Consider the following 22,843-nt stretch of genomic DNA (forward strand, 5'->3'; position numbering starts at 1 on the left):
ACTCTAAATCTAGTCGGAAAGAGTATGATTTGGCTCGAGGGTCACGAACGAGACTTCGAGTACGCTCTGAGCAGCGTCAAGACAACACTTTATAAGATATTACTGTTCCACATACAGTACACGCTATATGTCACTGCTGTTCGAACACGCCGTGAGTCAGTTTTCACCGGACAGCGCGTCGCTCGTGGTGACGGACGCGAGCGCCCTCGACCCGACAGATAGCACGATTCCTGTCCGGCCCATCGCGGCGTTTGCCGGGCATCACGACTCGCTTTCCCATCCTGATCGGGACTGGGTCTGTATCCCCCTGCACGAACCCGATAGCGCAGTCCCGACCGACGCGTACGTCGCCTACACCGACCACGAAGTGCGCGGGGAGATTTTCCTGGTCGAACGGGACGGCGAGTACGAACCGGTCCCCGCTAAGGAGTTCGGCCGGACGGAACTGGCGACGCGTATTCGGTTCTGGCACTCCGATTACCTCCCGGACACGTACCCGCCCGGGTACGACTCCCCGCTCGACGACAAGGAAGACCCACGGAACCCGGCCGACCCCGAGGGACTACTGGACGAGTTCGAGGCCTACGTGCGGGCGGAACGGGACGCGACGCGAGACGGGAACCGGGAACTCGCACGGAACACGTCGGCCCGTGCGCTGTGTGCCCGGGGCGAGGCGGCGATTCCCTCGCTCTCGTGTCGCGGCCAGGACGACGGTATGTACAAATTCCGCGTCGACCTCGCCCAGTCACGTCAGGACAAGCGAAACGGACAGTGGGCGTACTTCGTCGAAAACGAGTTCGGTATCTACCAGGGCAACGAGGTGCTCCTGCACGGACACGAGGACGCGACGAATGACGCGTTTCCCATCCCTGCGACCGTCGACCGAATCCGCGGACTCACGCTGTGGCTCACCGTCGACTGGAGCAGCGTCGCCGAGTCAGCGGCCGTCGGAAGTACACTCAAAAACGGCGGCGAGTTCGGATTGTCGGCACTGTTGAACCCAGTTCCGTTCGACCGCGAACTGCACGCGATCGAGGCGCTCAGAACGGACTCGGCCAGGGAAATCCTCGCCGGCGAGCGCCCGGTGACGTTCTCGAACGAGGCGACCGCCCAGAGCGATCCCTTCGATACCGAGCTGAACCAGGAACAGCAACTCGCCGTCGACTACGCGCTACTTGCCGACGACCTGTTCTGTATCCACGGGCCGCCCGGAACCGGAAAGACCCGGACCCTCGTCGAGATCGTTCGCCGTGCCGTCGACGCCGGCGAAGACGTGCTCGTCTGTGCCGACTCGAACCAGGCCCTCGACAATCTCCTGCTCGGCGCCTCCACGTCGAACGACCTCGACGCGCAGTCACTGCACGCCCACGGCCAACACGGCGACGGCGAGTTCGTCCTCGACCGCGTCAACGCGAATCGGTCCCGGTCGTCGCTCGTCCGCCGGGGGTACGCCGATGTCGAGGACCGCGCCGACGTCGTGGCCGCGACGAACAGCAGCGCAGCCACCATCCCGCGTGACTTCGACCTCCTCGTCCTCGACGAGGCCACGCAGTCGACGTGTACAGCGTCGACCGTCCCGCTGGTTCGTGCCGACCGCGTCGTCCTGGCCGGCGACCACCGCCAGCTCCCGCCGTTCAGCGCCACCGAGGACCCACCCGAATCGAGTTACGGGCTCTCCCTGTTCGAGCACCTCTACGCCACTGGTGGTGTTTACGAGGGTGTCGGCCTCCAGCTCAAGACGCAGTACCGTATGCACCGTGACATCGCGTACTTCTGTAACCGCGAGTTCTACGACCGAACGCTCCGCAACGGGAGAACCGTCGACCCGCTTCCCGAGCGACCGGCCGTCGAGGGGTACAACGTCGGCGGGTCGGTCGACGTCGACGATCACTCCCGGGCCAACGAGACGGAGGCACGGCTCGTCGTTCACCTCGTCCAGGAGCTGCTCGATGAGGTTCCCGCAAGCGAGATCGGTGTCATCACACCGTACACTGCCCACGTACGCCTCGTCTCAGACCTGCTCGACGACCACGTCGCGGCGGCCGACGACATCACCGTCGACACCATCGATTCCTTCCAGGGCAGCGAGAAGACCGCGATACTCCTCTCGCTGGTCCGAAGCAACAGCGACGGCGAGATCGGCTTTCTCGGCCGGGATGTCGATGGTCCGCGACGACTCAACGTCGCACTCACACGGGCACAGCGATACTGCGCCGTCGTCGGTGACTTCCATACGCTCCGCTACGATGCGTCGGGTAAGTGTACCGAGCTGTACCAGGATTTCCACGACTACTTCGACACGACCGGTCGACTGAACCACGTCGACCCCGAGTTCATTCCCGTGTAAAAACGGAAGTTGTCCGCACCGAATATATTATTCATGACGAAAGACGCACCGAAATCACCTGCCGAACCGCGAGACGGCGAACCGTACTATATCGACGGTGAGTGCCCGGACTGTGGTACAGCTCTGGAGCTGTACGACTCGCTCAGTGTAGAGCAGATCGATGAATCCGCGGAACTCGGAGTCCCGGCCACCGATAGCGACGATGGGATCTGGCACGACGAGTGGGTCTGCCCCCGTTGCTTGGATGGTATCCATCTGGACGTGCCTGAAAACGCACTTGAATGAACGCCTGATCACGTCGAACAACGGCTAATACTGGTGGCTGTAACAAACTGAAGTAATTCGCCACCCCCGGAGTGGCGAATATCTTTACGAACTTACAGCCACCAGTATAAGACACTCCTCACCGTCAATTCCCGACTTCCCCGAACGGCCCCTGAGACGTCCGCCTACAGCCCTGATATTTGAACAGAGACAAATTATTTGACACAGCAGTGCATTAGTCAGCACGATGGCTGACTCGAGCCCGGAGTCGTGGACAGAGAACATGAGCGGGCGCGAGCGCGTCCGGCACGTCGTAGAGGTGCTCCAAGAGCCCACGCCAGTGCAAGAGATCGCGGACCGTGCGGCGGTCTCGCGAACGACGGCCGACGACGAGCTCCAGCGACTGCAGAGCGACGACTGGGTGATTGAGACGACCGTCGATGGGACGAAAGCATACGATCTGAATCCCGTGCGGATGCTCTTCGACGAAGTGACAGACCTGATCGAAGCGTACTCACGCGACGAACTGGAGAGCCAGCTGACGGAGCTGAAGACCGAACAGGAAGAGCTGGCGACGGAGTACGATGTCCGGTCACTCGATGAGTTCCGCACCCAGCTCGCCGACGAGGAGCTCTCGGCAACTACCCTTCGTGAGCGCCGAAACGTGATCGCCACGTGGGAGGCGATCAATACCGAGCTCGGGCTCGTGAAGCACGCCCTCCAACTGTACGATGACGTTATCGAACTCTCGTCACCACGGACTGATTCCCCCTCGACATTCGCCTGATGGTCGTCTTTCTCGCAAATCGGGCAAACTTGCAGAGCAAGCGACTCCACGAGCGCATACAGCACCGGCTCGGAAACGAGTTCGACAGCGTTCGGCGACGGCGTGCTGAACCGCGCGAACCGGGTCCGTATCGCGTCGTCGGTGAGGTGAATCCACGGTGTTTTCTCGCTGACGAGGCGTACCCGGTCACGACTGCCCGGGTCGAGATTGGGTTCCAGCTCCGAACTGCCCATCCGTACGAATACTACTGGTTCAACTGGATCGAACCGGAACGCAGTCTTTTGATCGGGTGGCACCAGGACGATACCCACGATACGCTCGGACCAGTTCATCTGCAGGTCAACGACGGCGCAACGTCCGTCGATCACGAACGGGCACAGTTTATCGACACACACCCGCTCGATGTCGTAGAACAACGGCTCAGCTCACTTCGGGATGTCGTCCTGGCCGTCGAGTGGAAGCAGGGGTGCCCTGTTGGACTCGATATGTCCAGTCTGTAATCGTACAGTTCGCTGGTCTCAGATGGATCGCTGTAGTTTCTTCTACTGATGAACATCTCTGCAGGTATGACCGAGTGCTCAATCGGCACAGTGAATTTTTGGGACGAGAAAACCGTCGACCCCCTATCGAGGCCGACCTGACCTTGTTATCGTCGCCAGTGAACGTGGGCAAGAGGATAAGCTTCCACGGAAGATTGTGCTCGGTGAATTCAAATACTCGTCAACTCGAAGTGTTTTCTCTGATGCCGTGCAAGATTTATTTGAATATCTCGAATATGCCCGGCTCAGAGAGGAAGTATCTCGCCGAGGGGACGCTGAAGGATATGTGATCGATGATGACTCGATTGAGGTCCATGGGCTGGTAATTACTGATGGGCCTCAGTCTGAGGGCCCAAGAGATGATGTTTTACATATGGAATACCGGTCGATCGCAGAATCAGTCAACCGAGCATGTGCTTGACCTGTAGCCATCCGTGATCTGTGATCGAACTCTTCATTCGGAGGGCTGAAGCCATATCTCTATATTGGATAGAATGATTCCAAATAAAATGATGTAAGGAAACACTATCAGAAAATCTATTGAATACACACTATCAGTGAACTTGACAGCCTCGACCGTCATCCCTCCCACTAATCCGCCTCCGATATAGGATACTGTTCTGGAAGATGCCTTCGCGAGGTTTTGTCTCAGACTCTTCATACAAAATTTAAATTACATAAATATTAAACATTTGCGCTCTATAATTTCAATTTAAAGCAAAATAGATTCATAGCGCTCTGTATTCACCACCTCTCTTCTATGGACCACAAATATTCACAGCTTAACCAGTAAAACCCCAGCTAGTCAGCCTCTGGCGGGCATCCTATCCAAGTTATCAGCTGATAGAACCTTATCTCTGAACCTGTCACTACGCCAAATGCTCTTTATTTAAGTCAAAAGCCGCAAAATCGACTATCTGACGGCCCAGAACGTTCTGGAGTATCCCCGGCAGGGCCCATCTTTCTGCGAGGAGCGGACGCGACAAGCGAACGCTGCCGCCCGACGGTTTGAACCCCGGCAGACGAGCGAAGCGAGTCTGCAGTCGGTTCAAATGTGCATCATTCTATGCTGACCCAGCGAACGGGCCGAACATTCGAATCAACAGCTTGGCCGATAACACAGCCACGGAGTCGGTGGAATTTCCCGTTGCCGAAGAAAATTCTCGCGTCGCCGCGCCGTACTGTCAGAGATAATATATATTCTGAAGCAAAAGTTTGGGTATGCGAGTCGTCGAAATCAGCGTCCCCGTGGGTGAACGAGCCGTCGTCGTCGACACGCTCGAAGCCGCGGATATCGACTACTATCTGACACCGGAGACGAGCGGGCGGAGCGGTGCGGACGACTACGCCGCTATCGTCACCTTTCCCGTGCCCAGGAACGCGGTCGAACCGGTCATCGACGAGCTCCACGACGCCGGACTCAGCGACGACGCCCACGTCATCATCAGTAACGCCGAGGCCGACCTCTCGCGGCGGTTCAAGCAGTTACTGAACCGCTACAGCGCGGAGATGAGCTGGCAGATACGCATCTCCCGCGCGGAGCTTCGTATCCAGGCGCGGGAGCTCTCGCCCGGCAACAAGACGTTTCTCGTGCTGACGGTGACGAGTTCGCTCGTCGCGACGGCGGGACTCCTGCTCGATTCGGCCGCGGTCGTCGTCGGGGCGATGGTCATCGCCCCGCTCGTGGGACCGGCGCTGTCGGCGAGCGTCGGGACGGCGCTCGACGAACCGGCGATGTTCCGCCGGGGTGTCCGCCTCCAGTTCGTCGGTGTGGCCCTCGCCGTCCTCACCGCCGGTGGCTTCGCCCTGGTCGTCCGGCTGATACCGCTGGTGCCGCCGGGGCGGGACATCACGCGCATCGCGGAAGTCAGCGCCCGTATCTCGCCGGATTTCCTCTCGCTGTTCATCGCGCTCGGCGCCGGGGTCGCCGGGATATTCAGCCTCTCCTCGGGTGCCTCGGCGACGCTGGTCGGCGTGATGATTGCCGTCGCGCTCGTCCCGCCCGCGGCGGCAGCGGGGATCGCCGTCGCCTGGGGGGAGCCATTCGCCGCACTGAGCGCCGGCGTCCTCCTTCTGGTCAACGTCCTCGCGATCAATCTCTCCGCGCTCGTGACGCTGCGGTATCTCGGCTACCAGCCCCGGGCCGGGACCAAACGCGAGCACTCACGGAGCCAGACGCTCACGCGGGCCGCTGTCCTGCTCGTCCTCATCTCGGTGCTGTCGGTCTTTCTCGGCGGTATCACGCTCGCGTCGGTCCAGGACGCACAGTTCGAACGAACGGTCCGGACCTCGACGAACGAAATTCTCACGCAGCCGGTCTACGACCAACTCGCCCTCATCGAGTTCAACGTCGTCTACGGCGGTCCGTCCTTTGCCCTCCCTCGGGACGTCCGGCCGGCAGCGGTCCCAGCACACGAACCGCGCCGGGTCGTCGTCACCGTCGGGACACCGTCGGAGCGACGGTATCCACGCCTCGCCGACCGTCTCCAGACGCGTCTCCGGGTGGAGACGGGCCAGGAGGTGACTGTCGAAATCCGATATACCGAAACGGATATTGTCGGCACCGCCCCGGACCGGGTCCACCGTCCGACGCCCGACGGACGTAACAGCCAGTACGGTCTGTATATTCCCTGGCAACGCCCATTTTTCTCCCCCCCGCTCCGCGGCCGACACCGGTGGCTCCCTCGTCTAACTATTGGAAAATCAATCAGCTTCAGATGTCGGTTCGGTCGAGGGACGCGATACCCCGTTCAGGGAATGTACTGACAGGCTTCGTCGCGGCCGCTTTCGCACACTTGTTCGAGCGTCGCACACGCTCGGTCGTTCCCACCAGCGCATTCTTTCCGGAGTACTGCCATCTGTTTGTGTTTCATGGTACGGCGTACCATCACCAACGCCGGATTTCATCTTATCCGTTTGTTCGTTATGTATCGGTCGCACACTTGCGCTATCGACGCACTAGCTGTCCCATTCTGGCGCCAGCACCCATCTATCTCCTCGCCACGCGGTACGCTGCACACACTGTCTGTTCACCGGCCCTGGCCACCCTCAACGTTCATTAGCGCTAGTCCCGATGGTGGGTGCATGTCGAGCGCCCCGCTTTCGGAACCGCAGGTGCTCGCCCACGCGAAGCGGCGGCTGTTTCCCGAGGCCGACCAGTCGGGCACCTACGCCGTCGTCGATACGCAGTTCGCCGGTGGGGAGTGGCTGGCCGGGCAGGCCATCGAGGCGTCGGTCAGGGAGACGCTCGCGCCGTTCAACCACGTGCGCGTGGGGAGTGGCTATCCGGACCTCGTCGGCGTCCGGACGCTGGAGCCGGAGCTGCTCGCCGTCGACCGACTGGGTGAGGAGCCGCCGCTGGTCGCCGTCGAGGCCAAGGGCGTCACCGACCGCGGGGTCGATACGGAGCGGGGTATCGTCCAGGCGTACGACCGGCTGAACGAGGCCAACGCCGCCTACGTCGCCGTGCCGGCCGACGCGGTCTCGCAGACGGACCGCACGCTCGCCCGGGAGCTCAACGTCGGCGTCCTGGGCGTCGACGCCTCTGGACGCGTCGAGCCGGTCGAGCGGCCCCGCGTCGTCGGGAACCGGGCGACCGACGAGGCGACTGCCATCCGATTCCAGGCGAGTGCACAGGGGGTGGCCGACAAATCGTTCGGCCTGAACCATCCCAAGAACTACCTGGGCTATCCGCTGGCCCACTACGCCGACGGGTCGACCGAGCAGCTGCTGGCGGATCACAAAGTCGTCCGGGCCTTCGACGACGCCCGCCGCGGGGCGGCGTTTCTCGGCCTCGTCGACGAGCGCCCGGACCGCGTCGAACTGACGCCGCTGGGCCGGGAGGTCGTTCGCTTCGCGATAGCCCGCTACGGGGACGTCGAGGGTGCACTGGCGGAGTTCGAGAACTGGTATCGCTCCTCGCAGTGTTTCTACGACCTCGCGCCGGAGTGGGCCGACCTCGCTCGGCGGGTCATCTTCGCCTATCCGGCGACGCAACTGCTGGTCGAGGAGCTCCAGGCCCTGCACGACGACGGCTTCGACCGACCGACGCTGGTCGAGCTCGTTCGGTATCTCCACGAGGTGCATCCGACCTTCACCGTCGAGCTGTTCCTGCGCGGTGACGACGACGTTCGGTCCCGTGCGCTCACGACCGAGGGCGACCTCCGTCCGGCGCCGCTCCGGGAGGGCCGGAGCTACCACGCACCGACCGTCTTCCAGCTGAAGGCGATGCTGTACCACACCGGCATCCTGACCGAGCGCGGGGCCGAGCCGAGCAATCTCGACCCGACCGCGGACGTGTGGGCGCTCCGCCAGCGGGTGTAGCTGTCCCGGGACGGGTCCTCGGCCGTACCGGGACGGGGTCAGGCCGGGCGGAGCCGAACGAGGGGTGCGTCGGGGGAATCGACAATCACCAGCAGATGGCCGCTGTCGGGTTCGACGACGACGTCACGGATTCGCCACTCCCGTCCTTCGAGCAGCCCCGAGGCTTCCTCGACTGCTTGGCCGTCGACGGTGAACCGGGCGAGATACTGCGAGGCGAGCCCGCCCACGAACAGGTCGCCCTGCCAGTCGGGGAAGGCATCGCCAGTGTAGAACGTCGCGCCGCTGGGCGGGAACCCGCCCGAGCCACACGGCCACGAGTAGACTGGAGCCACGACGTCGTCGCGGTCCGCGTGGCTGACGCCGATGGGGTCGCCCTCGCCGTAGGTACAGCCCTCGTCGGCGATGGGCCAGCCGTAGTTCGCGCCCGCCTCGAGGATATTGATTTCGTCGCCGTCCTGCTCGCCGAACTCGGCCTGCCAGATAGCGCCCGTCTCGGGGTGGACCGTCATCCCCTGGGCGTTGCGGTGGCCGTAACTGAAAATCGAGTCGACGACGCTCTGCTCGTCGACGAAGGGGTTCGAGTCGGGCACCTCGCCCGTCCGCGTCAGTCTGAGCGTGGTCCCGAGCTCGTTGGTCGTGTCCTGGGCGACGTGGTCCGGGCCGAAGTCCTTGAACTGTCTGTCGCCGACAGTCATGTACACCAATCCGTCGGGCCCGAACACGACGCGGGAGCCAAAGTGGCCGTCGTCGTCGACGAACGGCTCGGCGACGTGGAGCTGTTCGAACGTCTCGAAGCGGGCGGCCGCGACGTCGAGCCGACCCCGACCCAGGTGGGTGGCCGACTCGCCGCTGTCGTTGGCCCCGGAGTAGGTCAGGTACACCCAGGGTTCGTCCGGGTACTCGGGGTGGAGCGTCGAATCGAGCATCCCGCCCTGGCCTGACGCGTAGACGTCTGGCGTCCCGTCGACGGCCGTGACCGTGCCCGACTCCCGGTCGACCAGTGTCACGCGGCCGACCCGCTCGGTGACCAGAAGCTGTGACGAGTCGGGCAGCGGCGTGATACTCCACGGTGATTCCAGCCCCTCGGCGACGGTTTCGACCGCGACGTCGCTGTCGGCAGTGTCAGTCCGTCGGCCGCCGTTGCCGAAACTACACCCCGCGAGTGTCCCGGCGAGTCCCAGCCCGCCAGTGGCGAGGAACGCACGTCTGTTCATTGTACCTACCTATGTGGCTTCGGTGTTGTTAACCTCGTTCACACTGGCTCGGTGGGGCTGCACGCCGACGGCGACCGCTGGGACCGTCCTTCGGGCGGGCCGGCGCTGGGCCAGCCACGCGGCTCACTCGTCGGCCACCGGCCACTCGCGGGCGTCGGCCTCGAGGAGCCCCCCTAACTGCTTGCGCCGGGCAGCCACGTCGTCTACGGACCGGCGGAACCGTCCGTCCTCGACAGTCGGGACACCGGCCTCGCGCAGGGTGGACAGGTCGGGCACGTCGGGTGCCGTGTCGGCGCTGTGGCCGAACGACGACCCGACCGTCTCGAGATAGGTCCCGATACTCCTGTGGGCGCTCTGGACGACCGCGTCTGCGGGTCGGTGTGGGCCCGGGGTTCCGAACTGCAGGATGGTCAGCGCGTCGTCCAGCACCGCGATACTGCGGACCGTCGCGAACGTGGGGTCGTCGGTGTAGAAGTAGTGGAGTATCGGGTAGGCCTGGTGGTTCGTCGTGAGTTCGTTGATATCCGACGTTATCGAGGCAAGCGGCAGTTCGAGCGCCGCACAGTCCGCACCGTCCCACGCCGTCCGAACGATAGCCTCGCCGTGCTGTCCGAGACTGCTGACGGAACTGGCCAGCGCGCGCTTTTGCGTGACGGCGTCGAGTACCGAGATGACGTAGCTGACGATGAGCGTGATAAACAGCATCCCGCTGGCGGTCGTGAGAACGGTCAGCATCTGTGGGAGGCCGTCCCGGGGGGCGAAATCACCGTTCCCCAGGGTGAAAAGTGAGTAACCGACGAAGTAGAGCCGCTCGGTCCACGATATCGGGCCTGGACCGAGCGTGTCGGTGATAGCGTCCTCGAGGCCGGCGAAGACGAGCGTCCACCCGGCCCACAGCAGGCCGAGCCAGAGCGTGATGGAAAGCAGGAGGACGACCGGGCCGGCGACCGTCAGCAGGCTCCGACGGCGACGGCCGACCAGACGGACGCCGCGCCAGGTCCACCGCATCGCGCTGGCCGTAAGCGGCCCCGCGCCGCCCTCGACCCAGAGCGTCGTCCAGAGGAGGTCGGCAATCGCGAGACAGAGCAAGAACAGACCGACGATGAACGGCAGGGGGTTCACGGGTTTTCCTCCCGAACTGGGAGGGCAGCGTCTCGAATCACTCGTACGTGTGGGTGTACCCGCCGTCGAACAGCAGGTCGCCGCCGTTGAGGTGGGTCGCGTGCGAGGAGAAGCCGAAGATGAAAAGGTTCGCGACCTCGGCCGGTGTCATCATCTCCTTCGTGCGAGCCTGGCCGAGCATCACGTCCTCGACGACCTCGCGTTTCGAGATGTCCCGCTCCTCGGCCGTGTCTTCTATCTGGTCGACCATCAGCGGCGTCAGCACGTAGCCGACGCTGACCGAGAACCCCCGCAGCGTCCCGTTGCCTTCGGCGGCAATTGAGCGTGTGAGGCCGTTCAAACCGTGTTTCGACGTGATGTAGGCGGTCTTGTCTTTCGTCGCGTACTGGCCGTGGACCGAGGACATATTTGCGATGGCACCGACGCTGTCGTCGGTCGCCTCGATGTGGGGTATCGATTCCTGGGCCATCTTGAACGGCGCGCGGAGCATGATATCCAGCAACAGGTCGTACTTCGCCATCGGGAACTCGGCGATACTGGCGATGTGTTGCATGCCGGCGATGTTGGCGACGTATCTGAGCGTCCCCTCGTCGGCCGCGGCCCCGACGACCGCTTCGACGTCGCCATCGTCGGTCAGGTCGGTCTCGACGCCGTGGAACGTCCCCGGGGCGTCGAAATCCTCGGCGATATCGGCCGTCTCGTCGAGCCCCTCGGCGTCGATATCGGCACCGACCACCGTCAGGCCGTTGGCCGCGAGCCCCACCGCCGTCGCTCGGCCGATGCCGGAGGCCGCCCCGGTGACTATGGCGACGGTTTCGGTATCGAAGTACGGGTCGTCGATTCGCAGGAAATCCCCCTCGCTCAGCTCCGGCGCCGAGAGCTCCATGTCTGAATCAGCCATTTCGTATCACTCAGACAACTATTCTCTCGCCGGCGTGTTAACTGCACCTCACGTGCGGGAAACAGGGTGTGAGCCCGCCGCTCAGTCACGCCCCAGCGCGGCCAGCGCCAGCACGCCGCCCCCAAAGAGGAGTGTCGCGTAGGTGATTGGCACGAAGAACCCGCCCGAGTGCGTGTCGACGAGGTGGAACAGCCCGATACCGACCGGGACGGCGCCCGTGAGCGCGACGCGGACGCGAGGTCGACGCGCGCAGTGCGCGAGGGCGAGTGCGTAGACGAAAAAGCCGGCCGCGAAGAGCCACGCCGGGAGTCCCAGCGCCGCCGGTTCGCCGCGCATGAGGTCCTGCCCGCCGTGGAGGAAGGCGGCGGCGACGGCCAGCGCTTCCACGTAGCGGGTGCCCTCCTGAACGAGTCGCGTCGGTCCGGTGTCCATCTTCCTGGTAGTCGGCTCGGAACGGCAAAAAGATGGGAGAGCCCCGAGTCAGAGCGGGAGGACGGCCGCCGCCGCGCCCAGCACCACGCCGTAGACGACGGGAAGACAGCGACCAGCTTCGGCACCGGCAGTGCTGCCCCGGCGACGATTAGCGCTGTTTGATATAGCGGAAAACAGTTTACTACCTGTTTCGTCCGAAACACAGATTCGACGGCGAACAGCGCCTTTCGCTAGCCAGACGCCGAAATCCTTCAGTGTGTGGGACAGATAGTATCAGTATGGTAACAGACGGCGCTGTCACGATCGACGGACCCCGAATCCACTATCGCGAGGCCGGTGACGGGCCGCCGGTCGTCCTGCTCCACGGCGGCATCATCGACGCCGCGACCGTCTCCTGGCCGCCGGTTATCGACCGGCTCGCGCCCGACTACCGGGTCCTCGCGCCGGACCTGCTGGGCTACGGCGAGAGCGACCTGCCGCCGGGTCCGTACTCCATACCGCGCCACGCTGGCGTCGTCGCCGACGTGCTCGAGGCACTGGACCTGGGGCCGGTGACGCTCGTCGGGCTCTCGATGGGTGGGGGTGTCGCGATACAGGTCGCGCTCGACCGCCCCGATCTGGTCGACCGGCTGGTCCCCATCGACCCGTTCGGCCTCGGACGCGAGCTCCCGAACGGACTGCTCTCGTATGCCCTCGCACGGGTGCAACTGTTCAACAAACTCGCCATCGCCGCCTTCCGGCGGAGCCGCCGACTCACGCGCGCGAGTCTGGGCGGTATCGTCCACGACCTCGACAGCCTCCCCCCGGCGGCTGTCGAGGCGGTCTACCGGGAGGTCCAGCGGCCCACCGCGGGCGCGGCGTTCCGGCGGTTCCGGGACGCCGAGGTCACCCGCGATGGCTACCGGACGACCTTCACCGACAGATTCAGCGAGCTCTCGATGCCGACACAGTTCATCCACGGCGCCCACGACGAGGTGTTTCCCGTGGCGTGGGCTCGGCGGACTGCCGACCGGGTTCCCGGGGGCGAGCTGACGGTACTCGACGACTGTGCCCACTGGGCGCCCCGCGAGAACCCGGACGCCGTCGCTCAACTCATCAGGGGCGTGATTTCGGGGGTATGAGCCGTTCTCGACCGACGATATCGACGGCGGGGTCGTCTCTGCTGCCTGCGGAAATAAATCAAATACTGCTATATCGAATCGGTACTGGCGTCGCGAGTACCCGCCCTCGTCGAACTGTGGATTGTACTCCATCTGAGCGTCTGTCGCCTGGAGTGTACCTGATAGACGTCCGGTCGCATCCGCTCAGCTTACTGCTCGGATAGTGAACGCCATACTAAGACGGATTGGGGCCCATATCTACGTGATCATGAACATCAACTGGCGTGCAGTACTGACCGGATTCGTCGTCGCTATCGCTCTCGGAGTATTCGTCTCGTGGGCCGGTCCGCTCTCGGAGACGTCCGTCTACCTCCTGGCTCTGCCCGGGCTGGTCGGTGGTTTCGTCGCCGGCTACATGGTGTCTGGTGTCGGCAACGGGGCCGTCCACGGTGCGCTGGCGACGATAGTCGGCGCGCTCGCGCTGCTCGTCGCGCTCACCGTCGGCGCCGTCCTCTTCGTCGGCATCGTCCCCGCCGCCGCCGGCGCGTCGGTCGCGGTGCTCGCCCTGTTCGTGCAGGCGATTCCCGGCGGTGTGGCCGGGGCCATCGGCGGCTACATGAAGCGCCGCCGCGCTCCCCGGCCCATGGAGGAACCGGCGCCCCGCTGAGCACCGTTTCATATCCCATCTTTCGCAGGCAACAGTCCGCTAACCCCGTTTTACAGTCGCCTCTCGGCAGTGTTTTCAGCCCGACAGTCGAAGCTTGCGCACATGCAATCGGTCCCGACTCACTGTACGGTCGAGACGGCAGTTCCCGCGGCGCTCGCGGATTACTTTTCACCCGAGCTGGCGGGCCTCGACGCGTACCTCGACCTGGTGCCTGCGACGCTCGATACGGCGGCCGGCGACCCCAGCCTCGGGCCAGTCGACGCCCTCCCGTGGCTGTACGTCGCCGACATGACCGGCTGGCGCGGGCTCGCACTGGCGCGCTCGCTGGCGGCCGAGCGCGACTGTCCCTGCTACCGGCTGTCGCCGCTCGCCCGGGACAGCGTCGACACCCTCTGGCGCGTCCTCGACCGCAGCGGCGAGGGGCCGGTCGTGCTTCACGTCGAACTTCGGGGCGACACCGGCCCGGTACCGGGAACGCTCCGGGAGACGCTGTGGCGGGGGTACGACCAGCCCGCTGCGGGGAGTGAGGCCCCCGCCTCCGGCGACCCGACCAATCTCCACGTCGTCTTCACCGATACGCGGCCCTCGAAGCGGCTCACGTCGCCGTTGCCGGACGCGACGGCGCCGGTCAGCGGGGCCACGCTCTCGTATGCACCCAGAGAGAGCATGACCCCCGAACACCCCCACGGCACGACCACGCTGGCGGCCCCGCCCGCGCTCCCGGACCGGACCGACCGTCTCGAAACCCTGCTCTCGGCCGCCCTCGACGGGGTTGGGTCCGACGGCGAGCGAGCGGCCTTCGTCGACAGCGCTGTCGAAGCGCTGGCTATCACCCACTCGACCATCGGCAAGCAGGACCTCCTGTTCGACGTCTCGCCACGCATCGCGCTGAAACACGGCCACCGACTGGGGGGCCTCGGCGTCGACGGGGCGCTTTCGGCGCTTCGCGAGGACCTGCTCGCGCAGGTCCCCCAGAGCCCGACGACCGGGGAGCTGCGCCGGACGCTGGCGTCGCTGCTCGACACCTAGAGGCGCTGTCGGGCCCGCTCTCTGAGCCGCTCGATGCGAGCGTCCATCGGCGGGTGCGTCGACAGCAGCCGCGAGAGCGGATTCTCCTCGGTCCCGTGGACGTACAGCGGCGTCAGCGGGCCCAGGTCCGGCGTCGAGGCGCGTTCTATCTTCCCCAGCGCCCGCGCAAGCGCCAGTGGGTTGCCCGTCACCGTCGCGGCACGGTCGTCCGCGGCCCACTCGCGCCGTCTGGAGTACGACAGGACCAGCAGCGTGACGGCAAAGCCCACCAGCGCGATGACGCCCAGCGCGCCGCGGTGGGTCCGCCCGAGCCACGACCGGGACCACGATTCGGGGTCGCCACGCAGCAGGGCGACCCCTCGCGCGATGCCGCCGGTGAGCACGACGACCGGGAAGAGCAAGATGCCGACGAGCCCGACGATGCTCTGGGTGAGGCTGTACCCCAGCGTCTGGACCAGGGCGTCACGGCGCTCGAAGTGTGCGAGTTCGTGGGCCAACAGCGTCTCCATCTCGTCGAGCGACAGCAGTGCAAAGAGCCGCCGGTCGACGACGATAGCCCCGTTTGGCCCGCCGACGGCGAAGGCGTTGGGCACCGGCAGGCGCGCCACCAGCAGCGACGGCTTGCCGGCCCGCATCCGGTCGGTCAGCCGGTCGTATCGCCGGTACAGCGCCGGCGCCCGCGAGCGTGGCACCACCACCGCCTCGAGGGACCGCTTGAGCCGTGCCGTTCCGGTCCAGTAGCTCAGGCCGCCAAAGAGCACCGCCGTGCCCAGCACGATGGCGACGACGACCGCCGGCGACGGTCGCTGGGCCCACAGCAGGCTCAGCAGCCGGTAGCCGACCACGCCGGCGACGAGGTAGACGACGAGCGTCCCCAGTCCCACCACCCCCAGTACGAGCCGTCGCCCGATTGCCATGCTGACACCTACGTGTGGCGCCGAAAAGTCGCTTGGGTCGGCTGGTCGCGTCTGGTTTCGCAGCGATTGCTACCGAGAGCCAGAAAGCCCCCGGTCGCTCGACTCCCAGGACTCGCTGCGCGCGCTACGCGTGCTTGCTTCGTCCGGGTTCGTCGAGCGACCGGCCCCTTTCTGGCTGTATGCAGTCCGATACGCATAACTAAATACTGCCATCAAAACAGCTAGCTCAGCTGTCCTCGTCGTCGAATCGTTTCGCCAGTTCGATGACGTTGACCTCCCAGTCGTGGGTCGAGCCGCGGGTCTGGAACTCCCAGGCCCCACGGACGTCGACGTCTGCTTCGATGGCCGTTTCGACGATGGCGGCGAGGGCGGCCTCGAACTGGTCGGGGCTGGTGACAGTGACTGCTGATTTATATTCGTCTTTCACGAGATGTGGCATCTGGCCGCGACCCGAAGGAGTGGTCCGACCCCTTGCCTGGCAAACGCTGTGGGGATGTTCTCCGCGAAGGGCGGTTATCCGTCTGAGGAGACGACTCCCACGCGTAAAGGCCCGCCGACAAGCATGGTGCACCATGCAAATTTCCTAGGTTGGTCAACCATGCCACCTATATTTACCCGTAAAAGGCAAAGCAATACGAAATGAGCGTTATCGCGCATCTGCGTGTCCCCGCTATGTCATTTGAACTGGGGCAGATTCTAGATGTATCCGAGGGGCGAAGTATTGTCCTCGAGGACCTGGTCCCGCTCGGGGAACAGGCCGTGCCCTTCTTCACTATCCACGGCACCGAAGAGAGCGAGGCGTTCAGGGCGGCGGTCCAGAACCACCCCACCGTGAAAGACATCCAGGCGGTGAGCTCGCACGAAGACCGGACGCTGTTCGCGCTCGACTGGGACGTCTCTCAGGACCGCCTGTTCGAGGGCATCGAAGCCACGAACGCACACCTGCTGGGCGCCACCGGCGGCCCGAACACGTGGGAGTTCGAGCTCCGATTCCGCTCTCACGGAGCCCTGAGCGATTTCAAGGAGTACTGTTCGGAGGCGGGCATCTCGCTGGAAGTCGCTCGCATCTACAACCCGACCCGACCCGAGAGCGGCCCGTTCTACGGGCTGACACAGCGCCAGCGGGACACGCTGGTTCGGGCGGTACGGAAGGGCTACTACTCGCTGCCCCGGGAGATATCCACGCAGGACCTGGCCGACGAGTTCGACATCTCCGACCAGGCGGTGACCGAGCGCTTGCGGCGCGCTATCGTGGCTCTCGTGGATAACTCACTGGTGGCGGCGATGGAGGGCCAGGAGGAGCCCGGCTCGCCGGAACCGTGACCCCAGCAGTCGTCCGCTAGACCCAGCCGTCAGGCAGCTCGCCCCGATGGTTTGCGATGAGCTCGATGACCGGTGCGATGTCCTCCCAGTTTGGACCCGTCGCTATCTGGCCGGTGTCCCGGTCCCACTCGATGTATCCCATCTGTTCAAGTTTCGGGAGGTGTTTGTGGAACAGTTCGGTTTCGAGTACCTCGGGTTCCTCGGGCGGGTCGATGATATCCAGCGGGTCGCGGTCGTCGTCGTCCTGTGGATTCTCGGCCAGGAGTGCCAGCAGCAACTCTCGCCGGTAGCGATCCGACAGCGCTTCGAGCGCCTGACCTAACTTCGTATCCCTCTCTGGTTTTGGCACGTTCAACACAGATGGACTTGCTCTGAAACGCCCCTAAGCGCTCCCAATGGCACACCATGCCGGTCTTGAGAAACTGGTGACAATATCGAATGCACATCTCGATTCCCGGGGCGCTGGCGCCGCCGATAGGGGCTACCGACCTCGAAACCACGCGACGGGAGCTTGCGGGGCCGGGGCGGCTGTCTGGGTCGCCGCCGAACCCGATTTGATATCGCGAGATATGATTTATACCGCCCGTTAGCCGCCCCACAGCTATCCTATCGAATCAGCCGTCAAGAAGCCACTGTCCCCCTCAGAGCCGCGTCTGAATCGTCTCCGCCGTGGCCGCGCCGACGCCGTCGACTTCAGTCAGTTCCCCGCGGTCGGCCGCGCGGATGCGCTCGACGCTGCCAAAGCGACGGAGCAGCGCCTTGCGCGTCTCCGGCCCGATACCGGGGAGGTCGTCCAGCGGCGTCGACACCTCGTCGCGCAGCGTCTGGTGGTACTGGACGGCAAAGCGGTGGGCCTCGTCGCGCACCCGCTGGAGGAGATGCAGGTGCGGGGCGTCGTCGTCCCAGTCGTACACCCGTTCCGGCGTTATCACGAGTTCCTCGTCCTTTGCGAGTGCAATAGCGGGCACGTCCCAGCCGGTCTCGGCCAGCGCGTCCCGGGCGGCCCCCAGCTGGCCGTCGCCGCCGTCGATGAGCAACAGGTCGGGGTCGGGCCTGTCGTCTCGCCCCTGGAGTGCGCGTTCGGCCCGCCAGCGAACGAGCTCGCGCATATTGGCGTAATCGTCGTTGCGCTCGGTGAGCTTCTTGCGCCGGTAGCCGCTTGTGTCCGGGTCACCACCGACGGCGAGGACGTTCGAGCCGACGGCACTCCGGCCCTGGGCGTGGCTCACGTCGAATCCCTCGATGCGTTCCGGTCGGGCGATGCCCAGCGCGTCGGCCAGCTCGCCGACGCCGTCCGCCCGCCCGCCGCGTTGCTGGGCGTTCTTCAGCGCCAGGTCGACCAGCGTCGCCTCCCGGCCGGCGCCAGGCACCGCCAGCGTGACACCCTCCGCCTCGAGCCACCGCTCTATCTCCGGGTCGGCGGGGTCCTCGGAACAGAGAATTCTGCTCGGGAGCTCACGCTCGGCGTAGTACTGGGGGATGAAGGCCCGATAGACGCCCGCCGGCCCCTCGCCGTCCGGTGCGTCGAGGGTGTAGCGGTCGCGCTCGACCAGCTTCCCGCCCTCGGCGTGGAGCCGCGCGACGACGGCCCGGTCGCCCTCGATGACGGCCCCGAGGACGTCCGTCGTGGCCCCGCTCCCGGCGTCGCTGACGGCGGTGTCGCCCTCGCCGTGGAGCGCCTCGACGGCACCGAGCTTGTCCCGCAGGTTCGCGGCCCGCTCGAACTCCTGGTCCGACGAGGCCTGCTCCATCGCCCGACGGAGTGGGTCCGCGAGCACGCCGACCTCGCCCTCGAAAAAGCGCTTCGCGCTCTCGGCGTCGGCGGCGTACGCCGATTCCGTAATCTCCCCCGTACAGGGCGCGGTACAGATACCCATCTCGTAGTCGAGACAGGGCCGCTCGCGGTTCGAGTATTTGTGGTCCGAACAGCCCCGAAGCCCGTAGGTCTCCCGCAGGGCCTTCACGACCGTCTCGACCCGCCCCTTGTCGGTGAAGGGGCCATACACCGTCGCGCCGTCGTCGGGGTCGCGAGTCACCTCGATGCGCGGGACGGCGTGGTCGGTCAGCTGGACCAGCGGGTAGGACTTGTCGTCTTTCAGCCGGACGTTGTAGGGGGGCCGGTGGCGCTTGATGAGGTTGGCCTCCAGCAACAGCGCCTGGGTCTCCGTGTCGGTGACCGCGAAATCCACCACTGACGCCCGCTGGACCATCTTGGCGATGCGCCGGCTGCGAGGGTCGCCGTACGAGCGGACCCGCTCGCGCAGGGAGACGGCTTTCCCGACGTAGAGGACCCGGCCGTCGTCGTCTTCGAACTGGTAGACGCCGGGCTCGTCAGGCAACTCGGTGGCCCGCCGGCGCACGCCCGCTCCGTCCATCGGATGCCGGTAGGCGCTCGGCGGTGTTGAACGTCACGACACATACGGACCGCTGTCGTGAGTTACCTGTATGAACCGACCCGGGGGCGGTGCAATCCAGAAATACGCTCCGGGGAACCGTCTCAGCGGTCCTTGGGGTCTGATAGGTCGAGCGTGCCGTCTTCGGTCGCCCCCTCGCTCTCGGTGTCGTCCATCGCCTCGAGCACGTTCTCGACTGCGTCCCCGTCGACGGGGACCGGTTCGGTCGATTCACTGCCCTCGACCGACGCCGAGGGCACCGGTTCTGGGTTGCGTGACTCACCGGCGCCCTGGCCCGTGGTCGCGGCTCCGTCACCGAAGTCGATGTTGTCACCGAGCGGGTCGTCGGTCTTCGTCTCGGTGACCTCCTCGCCGAAGCCGCCCGGCGTGGCCGCCGGGGCCGCCCCGCCGGGCTGGATGGCGGTCCGCAGACGGTCGAGGAGGGCGTCGTCCACGTCGTCGGTTGCCGGAAGCTCGATTTTGCCCTCGCCGGCGACCGAGACGACCAGTTGGTCCTCCCGACTCCAGACGTAGACGCCCAGCGCGACGGCGCTGAACGCAAGTGCCAGGCCGCCGAAGATACGGAGCAGTTCGTCGAACAGTGCGAACAGTTCGATGGCGGTCTGTATCAACCCCAGCAGTCCCCCGACACCGACGGCACCGGCGGCACCGGTGCCGCTATCCAGAGCGATACCCTCGGCGAAGTCGTCGAAGTTGAACGCGTACCCGAACGCCACCATCGTCAGCCCGACGATACCGGCTTTCAGACCCGGCATGAGGAACTTCCGGTCACCGCTGGTGCGGCGCTCGACCGACTCCACGTTCGGCCGGTCGACCTGCCGGAAGTTCGCGCCCGGCTGTCCCGGGGTGAACACGAGTAGCCGCTGGTTGGTTACGACCACGCCACCTGACCCGATTCTGACCTCCTCGCGTATCGACTCGTTGTTGTGGAGGAGGCTCCTCGCCTGTTCGACCCAGCTCATACCCTTCTTTGTCTGGTCTTCGGTTATGAATGTAGCCCCGACCCCAACGGCTAACACAACCCCCTCCCGAACGTATCGTATGGTCTCTGACCCCCGCTGCCCGGAGTGTGCCGGGAAGGTCAGCTCGACGGCGACGTGGTGTATGCACTGCGGCGAGGACTTCCCGAGCGCCGTGGACGCCGACAGCGGGCGGCCTGTCCAGGACCGTGCCACCGAGAACGCGGACTACGAGGAGTCGGTCGACGGCGGCAGCAGCGATGCCACGACGGTCGGCTTCCTCGTCGCCATCGTCGGGCTGGTGACACTCCCCTTCGCAACCCCGCCGAATATGCTGCTGTTTTACGCCGCTGCCGCCGTCGGCTCGGGCATCTACGCCGCCAGACAGGCCTCGCTGCGCGAGGCGGCCTCGAAGGGCGGCCTCGCGCTGGCCGTGGCCCCCCTGGTCCTCTGGACGCTCTCGCTCGTGGTGCCCGGCACCGGCGGCCTCTCGCTTGGCAGACTCGTGCCGGCGCTGGCCTACGCTATCGTGGTGTCGTCCATCGCCCGCGCTATCGACTGAGACGGCCGAGTGAACGCTTTACCGGTGATTTCCGCTGCGGGTCCGGCAATGGCTTCCAGCTGACCGTCTGACGCGGTCACCGCCAGCGCCGTATCAAAACTACCATGCCGCCCCGCGCGAAACTGCCGCTAACAAGGTGGCTCCCGTGACCAAGAAACAGGAATACACAGACGATTATACGGACAAGACACTGTATATCCCCGGCCCGACCGAAGTCCGCGAGGACGTAATCGACGAGATGGCCCAGCCGATGTTCGGCCACCGGATGGACCGGATGACCGACCTCTATACGACCATCGTCGAGGACACCAAGGAGTTCCTCGGCACCGACAACGAGGTCATCATCCTCACCGCCTCCGGCACCGAGTTCTGGGAGGCCTCGACGCTCAACCTCGTCGACGAGAACATCCTCGTCCCGACCTGTGGCAGCTTCAGCGAGCGCCACGCCAACGTCGCCGAACGGCTCGGCAAGGACGTCGACCGCCTCGAATACGACTGGGGCGAGGCTGTCAAACCCGAGGACATCCGCGAGGAACTCGAGGCAAGCGACAAACACTACGACGTCGTCGCCTGCGTGATGAACGAGAGTTCTACCGGCGTCCGCAACCCCGTCGAGGAGATCGGCGACATCGTCGACGAGTATCCCGACACCTACTTCGTCGTCGACGCGGTGTCGTGTCTCGGCGGCGACTACCTCGATATCGACGAACACGGTATCGACGTCATCTTCGCGTCGACCCAGAAGGCCTTCGCCATGCCGCCCGGCCTGGCCGTCTGTGTCGTCAGCGACGAGGCCTACGACCGCGAGCTCGAACGGGACCAGGCCTCGTGGTACGGCGGCTTCCAGCGCTGTCTGGACTACTACGACCGGAAGGGCCAGACTCACTCCACGCCCGCGATTCCGGTCATGCTGGCCTACCGCAAGCAGATGAAGTACATGCTCGAAGAGGGCCACGAGGGCCGCGACCAGCGCCACAAAGAGATGATGGAGTACGTCCACGAGTGGGCCGACGAGCACTTCGCGATGTTCCCCGAGGACGGCTACGAGTCCCAGACCGTCGCCTGCATCGAGAACACGCAGGGTATCGACGTCGCCGAGACCATCGAAGAAGTCTCCGAGGAGTACGACATGGTGTTCTCGAACGGCTACGGCTCCCAGCTGGGCGAGCAGACGTTCCGTATCGGCCACATGGGCGAACACACCGTCGAGTCCATCACGGAGCTCACCGACGCCATCGAAGAGGTCGCGGACCTGTAGCTGGCGCGACCACCCCGATTTCTACCTGCCTGTCCCGACCGACGGACCCTACCTTGATGTGACCGGTCTGTCTACACCGGGCCATGCCCTCCACCGCCCGCACAGCCGCCGTCACGGCTGTGGCGTTCGTCCTCGGTATGGCCGCCGTCAGCTCCGGCGCGATATACGCGCTCCCGCTGGTCAGCGACGGCACCGGCCCGACCGACATCGAAATCACAGACCTCGAACGCCTCGACGCGGGCTGTCGCGAGGACGTGGCCACCTACGCCAGTAGCCGGAACGGGCCCAACGGGACCTACGAGCGGACGTCGTTCGTCGAGACCGGCACGCGGGACGCGAACCTCTCGGCGTGGGCCGAACGGACCTCGCCGGTGGGCGCGGACTACAGCACGTTCCGCGTCAACGTCGAGAGCGACCGGACGGGGCCGGCAAACGAGACCTGCGAAGTGGGCGTGCAGTACCGCCTCGAATACCGGACCAGTGGCGGCACCGACGACGGCCTCGTCCCGGACGCGAGCGGCCACAGCATAACCCACGTCGAGAACGGCCGGTTCGCCGGCTGTAGCTCGGTCGGCGGTGGCCGCTGGGCGGACGCCGGCTGTCCGCACAGCGCCGAGGACCGTCCCGCTCGGACGTGGGCCAACGCGACCGGCTAACCGGTGGACGTGGAACACCACCACGCGAC

General features: G+C 65.1%; 22 protein-coding genes. 13 read left to right on the forward strand and 9 right to left on the reverse strand.

Translation table 11 applies throughout. The features are described from left to right. The first annotated feature begins 127 nt into the window (after window positions 1-127). The 6 genes from EGD98_RS12670 (at window position 128) to EGD98_RS12695 (ending at window position 8,260) form a co-directional block, all read left to right on the forward strand. Window positions 128-2,347, forward strand: a complete 2,220-nt coding sequence (locus EGD98_RS12670; protein WP_220588737.1) for an AAA domain-containing protein — start codon at window positions 128-130, stop codon at window positions 2,345-2,347. Between the two features lie 33 nt (window positions 2,348-2,380). Next, window positions 2,381-2,632, forward strand: coding sequence for a hypothetical protein (locus EGD98_RS12675; RefSeq protein WP_220588738.1), 252 nt, complete (start codon window positions 2,381-2,383; stop codon window positions 2,630-2,632). 262 nt (window positions 2,633-2,894) lie between these two features. After that, window positions 2,895-3,398, forward strand: coding sequence for a DUF7342 family protein (locus EGD98_RS12680; protein ID WP_220588739.1), 504 nt, complete (start codon window positions 2,895-2,897; stop codon window positions 3,396-3,398). Next, window positions 3,398-3,898 carry a hypothetical protein gene (locus tag EGD98_RS12685; RefSeq protein ID WP_220588740.1) on the forward strand — a complete coding sequence of 167 codons (501 nt, stop codon included), beginning with the start codon at window positions 3,398-3,400 and terminating at the stop codon, window positions 3,896-3,898. Before EGD98_RS12680 ends, EGD98_RS12685 begins: the two co-directional genes overlap by 1 nt. A gap of 1,260 nt (window positions 3,899-5,158) precedes the next feature. Further along, window positions 5,159-6,703, forward strand: coding sequence for a TIGR00341 family protein (locus EGD98_RS12690; protein WP_220588741.1), 1,545 nt, complete (start codon window positions 5,159-5,161; stop codon window positions 6,701-6,703). Window positions 6,704-7,021: 318 nt separating this feature from the next. Beyond that, complete coding sequence (locus tag EGD98_RS12695) at window positions 7,022-8,260, forward strand: hypothetical protein (protein WP_220588742.1); 1,239 nt, start codon at window positions 7,022-7,024, stop codon at window positions 8,258-8,260. 38 nt (window positions 8,261-8,298) lie between these two features. Here the strand turns inward: EGD98_RS12695 and EGD98_RS12700 are convergent, their stop codons facing one another. The 4 genes from EGD98_RS12700 to EGD98_RS12715 form a co-directional block, all read right to left on the reverse strand. Beyond that, window positions 8,299-9,474 (reverse strand): PQQ-dependent sugar dehydrogenase, encoded by a 1,176-nt coding sequence (locus tag EGD98_RS12700; protein WP_220588743.1) that lies wholly within the window; start codon window positions 9,472-9,474, stop codon window positions 8,299-8,301. Window positions 9,475-9,597: 123 nt separating this feature from the next. Further along, window positions 9,598-10,596 carry a potassium channel family protein gene (locus EGD98_RS12705; protein WP_220588744.1) on the reverse strand — a complete coding sequence of 333 codons (999 nt, stop codon included), beginning with the start codon at window positions 10,594-10,596 and terminating at the stop codon, window positions 9,598-9,600. A 37-nt stretch (window positions 10,597-10,633) separates the two neighbouring features. Then, window positions 10,634-11,497, reverse strand: coding sequence for an SDR family oxidoreductase (locus EGD98_RS12710; RefSeq protein ID WP_220588745.1), 864 nt, complete (start codon window positions 11,495-11,497; stop codon window positions 10,634-10,636). 81 nt (window positions 11,498-11,578) lie between these two features. Further along, window positions 11,579-11,929: a hypothetical protein gene (locus tag EGD98_RS12715; protein WP_220588746.1), complete on the reverse strand. Its 351-nt coding sequence runs from the start codon at window positions 11,927-11,929 to the stop codon at window positions 11,579-11,581. 278 nt (window positions 11,930-12,207) lie between these two features. Between EGD98_RS12715 and EGD98_RS12720 the strand changes: the two genes are divergently transcribed. The 3 genes from EGD98_RS12720 (at window position 12,208) to EGD98_RS12730 (ending at window position 14,725) form a co-directional block, all read left to right on the forward strand. Then, a complete protein-coding gene (locus tag EGD98_RS12720; RefSeq protein ID WP_220588747.1) occupies window positions 12,208-13,050 on the forward strand; it encodes an alpha/beta fold hydrolase in 843 nt (280 codons plus the stop codon). A 247-nt stretch (window positions 13,051-13,297) separates the two neighbouring features. Further along, window positions 13,298-13,696, forward strand: coding sequence for a DUF5518 domain-containing protein (locus tag EGD98_RS12725; RefSeq protein WP_220588748.1), 399 nt, complete (start codon window positions 13,298-13,300; stop codon window positions 13,694-13,696). Window positions 13,697-13,798: 102 nt separating this feature from the next. Beyond that, complete coding sequence (locus EGD98_RS12730) at window positions 13,799-14,725, forward strand: hypothetical protein (RefSeq protein WP_220588749.1); 927 nt, start codon at window positions 13,799-13,801, stop codon at window positions 14,723-14,725. On the opposite strand, the gene EGD98_RS12735 is transcribed toward EGD98_RS12730, so the two are convergent. Then, on the reverse strand, window positions 14,722-15,642 hold the full coding sequence (locus EGD98_RS12735; protein WP_220588750.1) for a M48 family metallopeptidase: 921 nt from the start codon (window positions 15,640-15,642) through the stop codon (window positions 14,722-14,724). The two genes, EGD98_RS12730 and EGD98_RS12735, sit on opposite strands and share 4 nt — an antisense overlap. 226 nt (window positions 15,643-15,868) lie before the next feature. Next, the gene (locus EGD98_RS12740; protein ID WP_220588751.1) at window positions 15,869-16,081 is read right to left on the reverse strand and encodes a hypothetical protein; all 213 of its coding nucleotides are present in this window, start codon (window positions 16,079-16,081) and stop codon (window positions 15,869-15,871) included. Window positions 16,082-16,281: 200 nt separating this feature from the next. Here EGD98_RS12740 and EGD98_RS12745 point away from each other — a divergent pair, with 200 nt between their 5' ends. Continuing rightward, on the forward strand, window positions 16,282-16,965 hold the full coding sequence (locus EGD98_RS12745) for a helix-turn-helix domain-containing protein (protein WP_220588752.1): 684 nt from the start codon (window positions 16,282-16,284) through the stop codon (window positions 16,963-16,965). A 16-nt stretch (window positions 16,966-16,981) separates the two neighbouring features. Here EGD98_RS12745 and EGD98_RS12750 read toward each other — a convergent pair whose 3' ends face one another. The 3 genes from EGD98_RS12750 to EGD98_RS12760 form a co-directional block, all read right to left on the reverse strand. After that, a complete protein-coding gene (locus EGD98_RS12750; protein WP_220588753.1) occupies window positions 16,982-17,314 on the reverse strand; it encodes a DUF7344 domain-containing protein in 333 nt (110 codons plus the stop codon). 292 nt (window positions 17,315-17,606) lie between these two features. Continuing rightward, window positions 17,607-19,340, reverse strand: coding sequence for an excinuclease ABC subunit C (locus EGD98_RS12755; RefSeq protein WP_220588754.1), 1,734 nt, complete (start codon window positions 19,338-19,340; stop codon window positions 17,607-17,609). A gap of 122 nt (window positions 19,341-19,462) precedes the next feature. Continuing rightward, window positions 19,463-20,341 (reverse strand): hypothetical protein, encoded by an 879-nt coding sequence (locus EGD98_RS12760; RefSeq protein WP_220588755.1) that lies wholly within the window; start codon window positions 20,339-20,341, stop codon window positions 19,463-19,465. Window positions 20,342-20,420: 79 nt separating this feature from the next. Between EGD98_RS12760 and EGD98_RS12765 the strand changes: the two genes are divergently transcribed. The 3 genes from EGD98_RS12765 to EGD98_RS12775 all read left to right on the forward strand — a co-directional run bounded on the left by EGD98_RS12765 (window position 20,421) and on the right by EGD98_RS12775 (window position 22,814). Next, a complete protein-coding gene (locus tag EGD98_RS12765; RefSeq protein ID WP_220588756.1) occupies window positions 20,421-20,900 on the forward strand; it encodes a hypothetical protein in 480 nt (159 codons plus the stop codon). Window positions 20,901-21,045: 145 nt separating this feature from the next. Continuing rightward, window positions 21,046-22,158, forward strand: a complete 1,113-nt coding sequence (locus EGD98_RS12770; protein ID WP_220588757.1) for a pyridoxal-phosphate-dependent aminotransferase family protein — start codon at window positions 21,046-21,048, stop codon at window positions 22,156-22,158. An 83-nt stretch (window positions 22,159-22,241) separates the two neighbouring features. Continuing rightward, window positions 22,242-22,814: a hypothetical protein gene (locus tag EGD98_RS12775; RefSeq protein WP_220588758.1), complete on the forward strand. Its 573-nt coding sequence runs from the start codon at window positions 22,242-22,244 to the stop codon at window positions 22,812-22,814. The last annotated feature ends 29 nt before the right edge of the window (window positions 22,815-22,843 follow it).

The organism is Haloarcula salinisoli, from assembly GCF_019599405.1.
Classification (GTDB): Archaea; Halobacteriota; Halobacteria; order Halobacteriales; family Haloarculaceae; genus Haloarcula; species Haloarcula salinisoli.

What these genes read in the sequence shown, in the direction of transcription:
- EGD98_RS12670 (WP_220588737.1), top strand. Translation starts at nt 128, where the DNA reads ATGTCACTGCTGTTCGAACACGCCGTGAGTCAGTTTTCACCGGACAGC.
- EGD98_RS12675 (WP_220588738.1), top strand. Translation starts at nt 2,381, where the DNA reads ATGACGAAAGACGCACCGAAATCACCTGCCGAACCGCGAGACGGCGAA.
- EGD98_RS12680 (WP_220588739.1), top strand. Translation starts at nt 2,895, where the DNA reads ATGAGCGGGCGCGAGCGCGTCCGGCACGTCGTAGAGGTGCTCCAAGAG.
- EGD98_RS12685 (WP_220588740.1), top strand. Translation starts at nt 3,398, where the DNA reads ATGGTCGTCTTTCTCGCAAATCGGGCAAACTTGCAGAGCAAGCGACTC.
- EGD98_RS12690 (WP_220588741.1), top strand. Translation starts at nt 5,159, where the DNA reads ATGCGAGTCGTCGAAATCAGCGTCCCCGTGGGTGAACGAGCCGTCGTC.
- EGD98_RS12695 (WP_220588742.1), top strand. Translation starts at nt 7,022, where the DNA reads ATGTCGAGCGCCCCGCTTTCGGAACCGCAGGTGCTCGCCCACGCGAAG.
- EGD98_RS12700 (WP_220588743.1), bottom strand. Translation starts at nt 9,474, where the DNA reads ATGAACAGACGTGCGTTCCTCGCCACTGGCGGGCTGGGACTCGCCGGG.
- EGD98_RS12710 (WP_220588745.1), bottom strand. Translation starts at nt 11,497, where the DNA reads ATGGCTGATTCAGACATGGAGCTCTCGGCGCCGGAGCTGAGCGAGGGG.
- EGD98_RS12715 (WP_220588746.1), bottom strand. Translation starts at nt 11,929, where the DNA reads ATGGACACCGGACCGACGCGACTCGTTCAGGAGGGCACCCGCTACGTG.
- EGD98_RS12720 (WP_220588747.1), top strand. Translation starts at nt 12,208, where the DNA reads ATGGTAACAGACGGCGCTGTCACGATCGACGGACCCCGAATCCACTAT.
- EGD98_RS12725 (WP_220588748.1), top strand. Translation starts at nt 13,298, where the DNA reads ATGAACATCAACTGGCGTGCAGTACTGACCGGATTCGTCGTCGCTATC.
- EGD98_RS12730 (WP_220588749.1), top strand. Translation starts at nt 13,799, where the DNA reads ATGCAATCGGTCCCGACTCACTGTACGGTCGAGACGGCAGTTCCCGCG.
- EGD98_RS12735 (WP_220588750.1), bottom strand. Translation starts at nt 15,642, where the DNA reads ATGGCAATCGGGCGACGGCTCGTACTGGGGGTGGTGGGACTGGGGACG.
- EGD98_RS12740 (WP_220588751.1), bottom strand. Translation starts at nt 16,081, where the DNA reads ATGCCACATCTCGTGAAAGACGAATATAAATCAGCAGTCACTGTCACC.
- EGD98_RS12745 (WP_220588752.1), top strand. Translation starts at nt 16,282, where the DNA reads ATGAGCGTTATCGCGCATCTGCGTGTCCCCGCTATGTCATTTGAACTG.
- EGD98_RS12755 (WP_220588754.1), bottom strand. Translation starts at nt 19,340, where the DNA reads ATGGACGGAGCGGGCGTGCGCCGGCGGGCCACCGAGTTGCCTGACGAG.
- EGD98_RS12760 (WP_220588755.1), bottom strand. Translation starts at nt 20,341, where the DNA reads ATGAGCTGGGTCGAACAGGCGAGGAGCCTCCTCCACAACAACGAGTCG.
- EGD98_RS12765 (WP_220588756.1), top strand. Translation starts at nt 20,421, where the DNA reads ATGGTCTCTGACCCCCGCTGCCCGGAGTGTGCCGGGAAGGTCAGCTCG.
- EGD98_RS12775 (WP_220588758.1), top strand. Translation starts at nt 22,242, where the DNA reads ATGCCCTCCACCGCCCGCACAGCCGCCGTCACGGCTGTGGCGTTCGTC.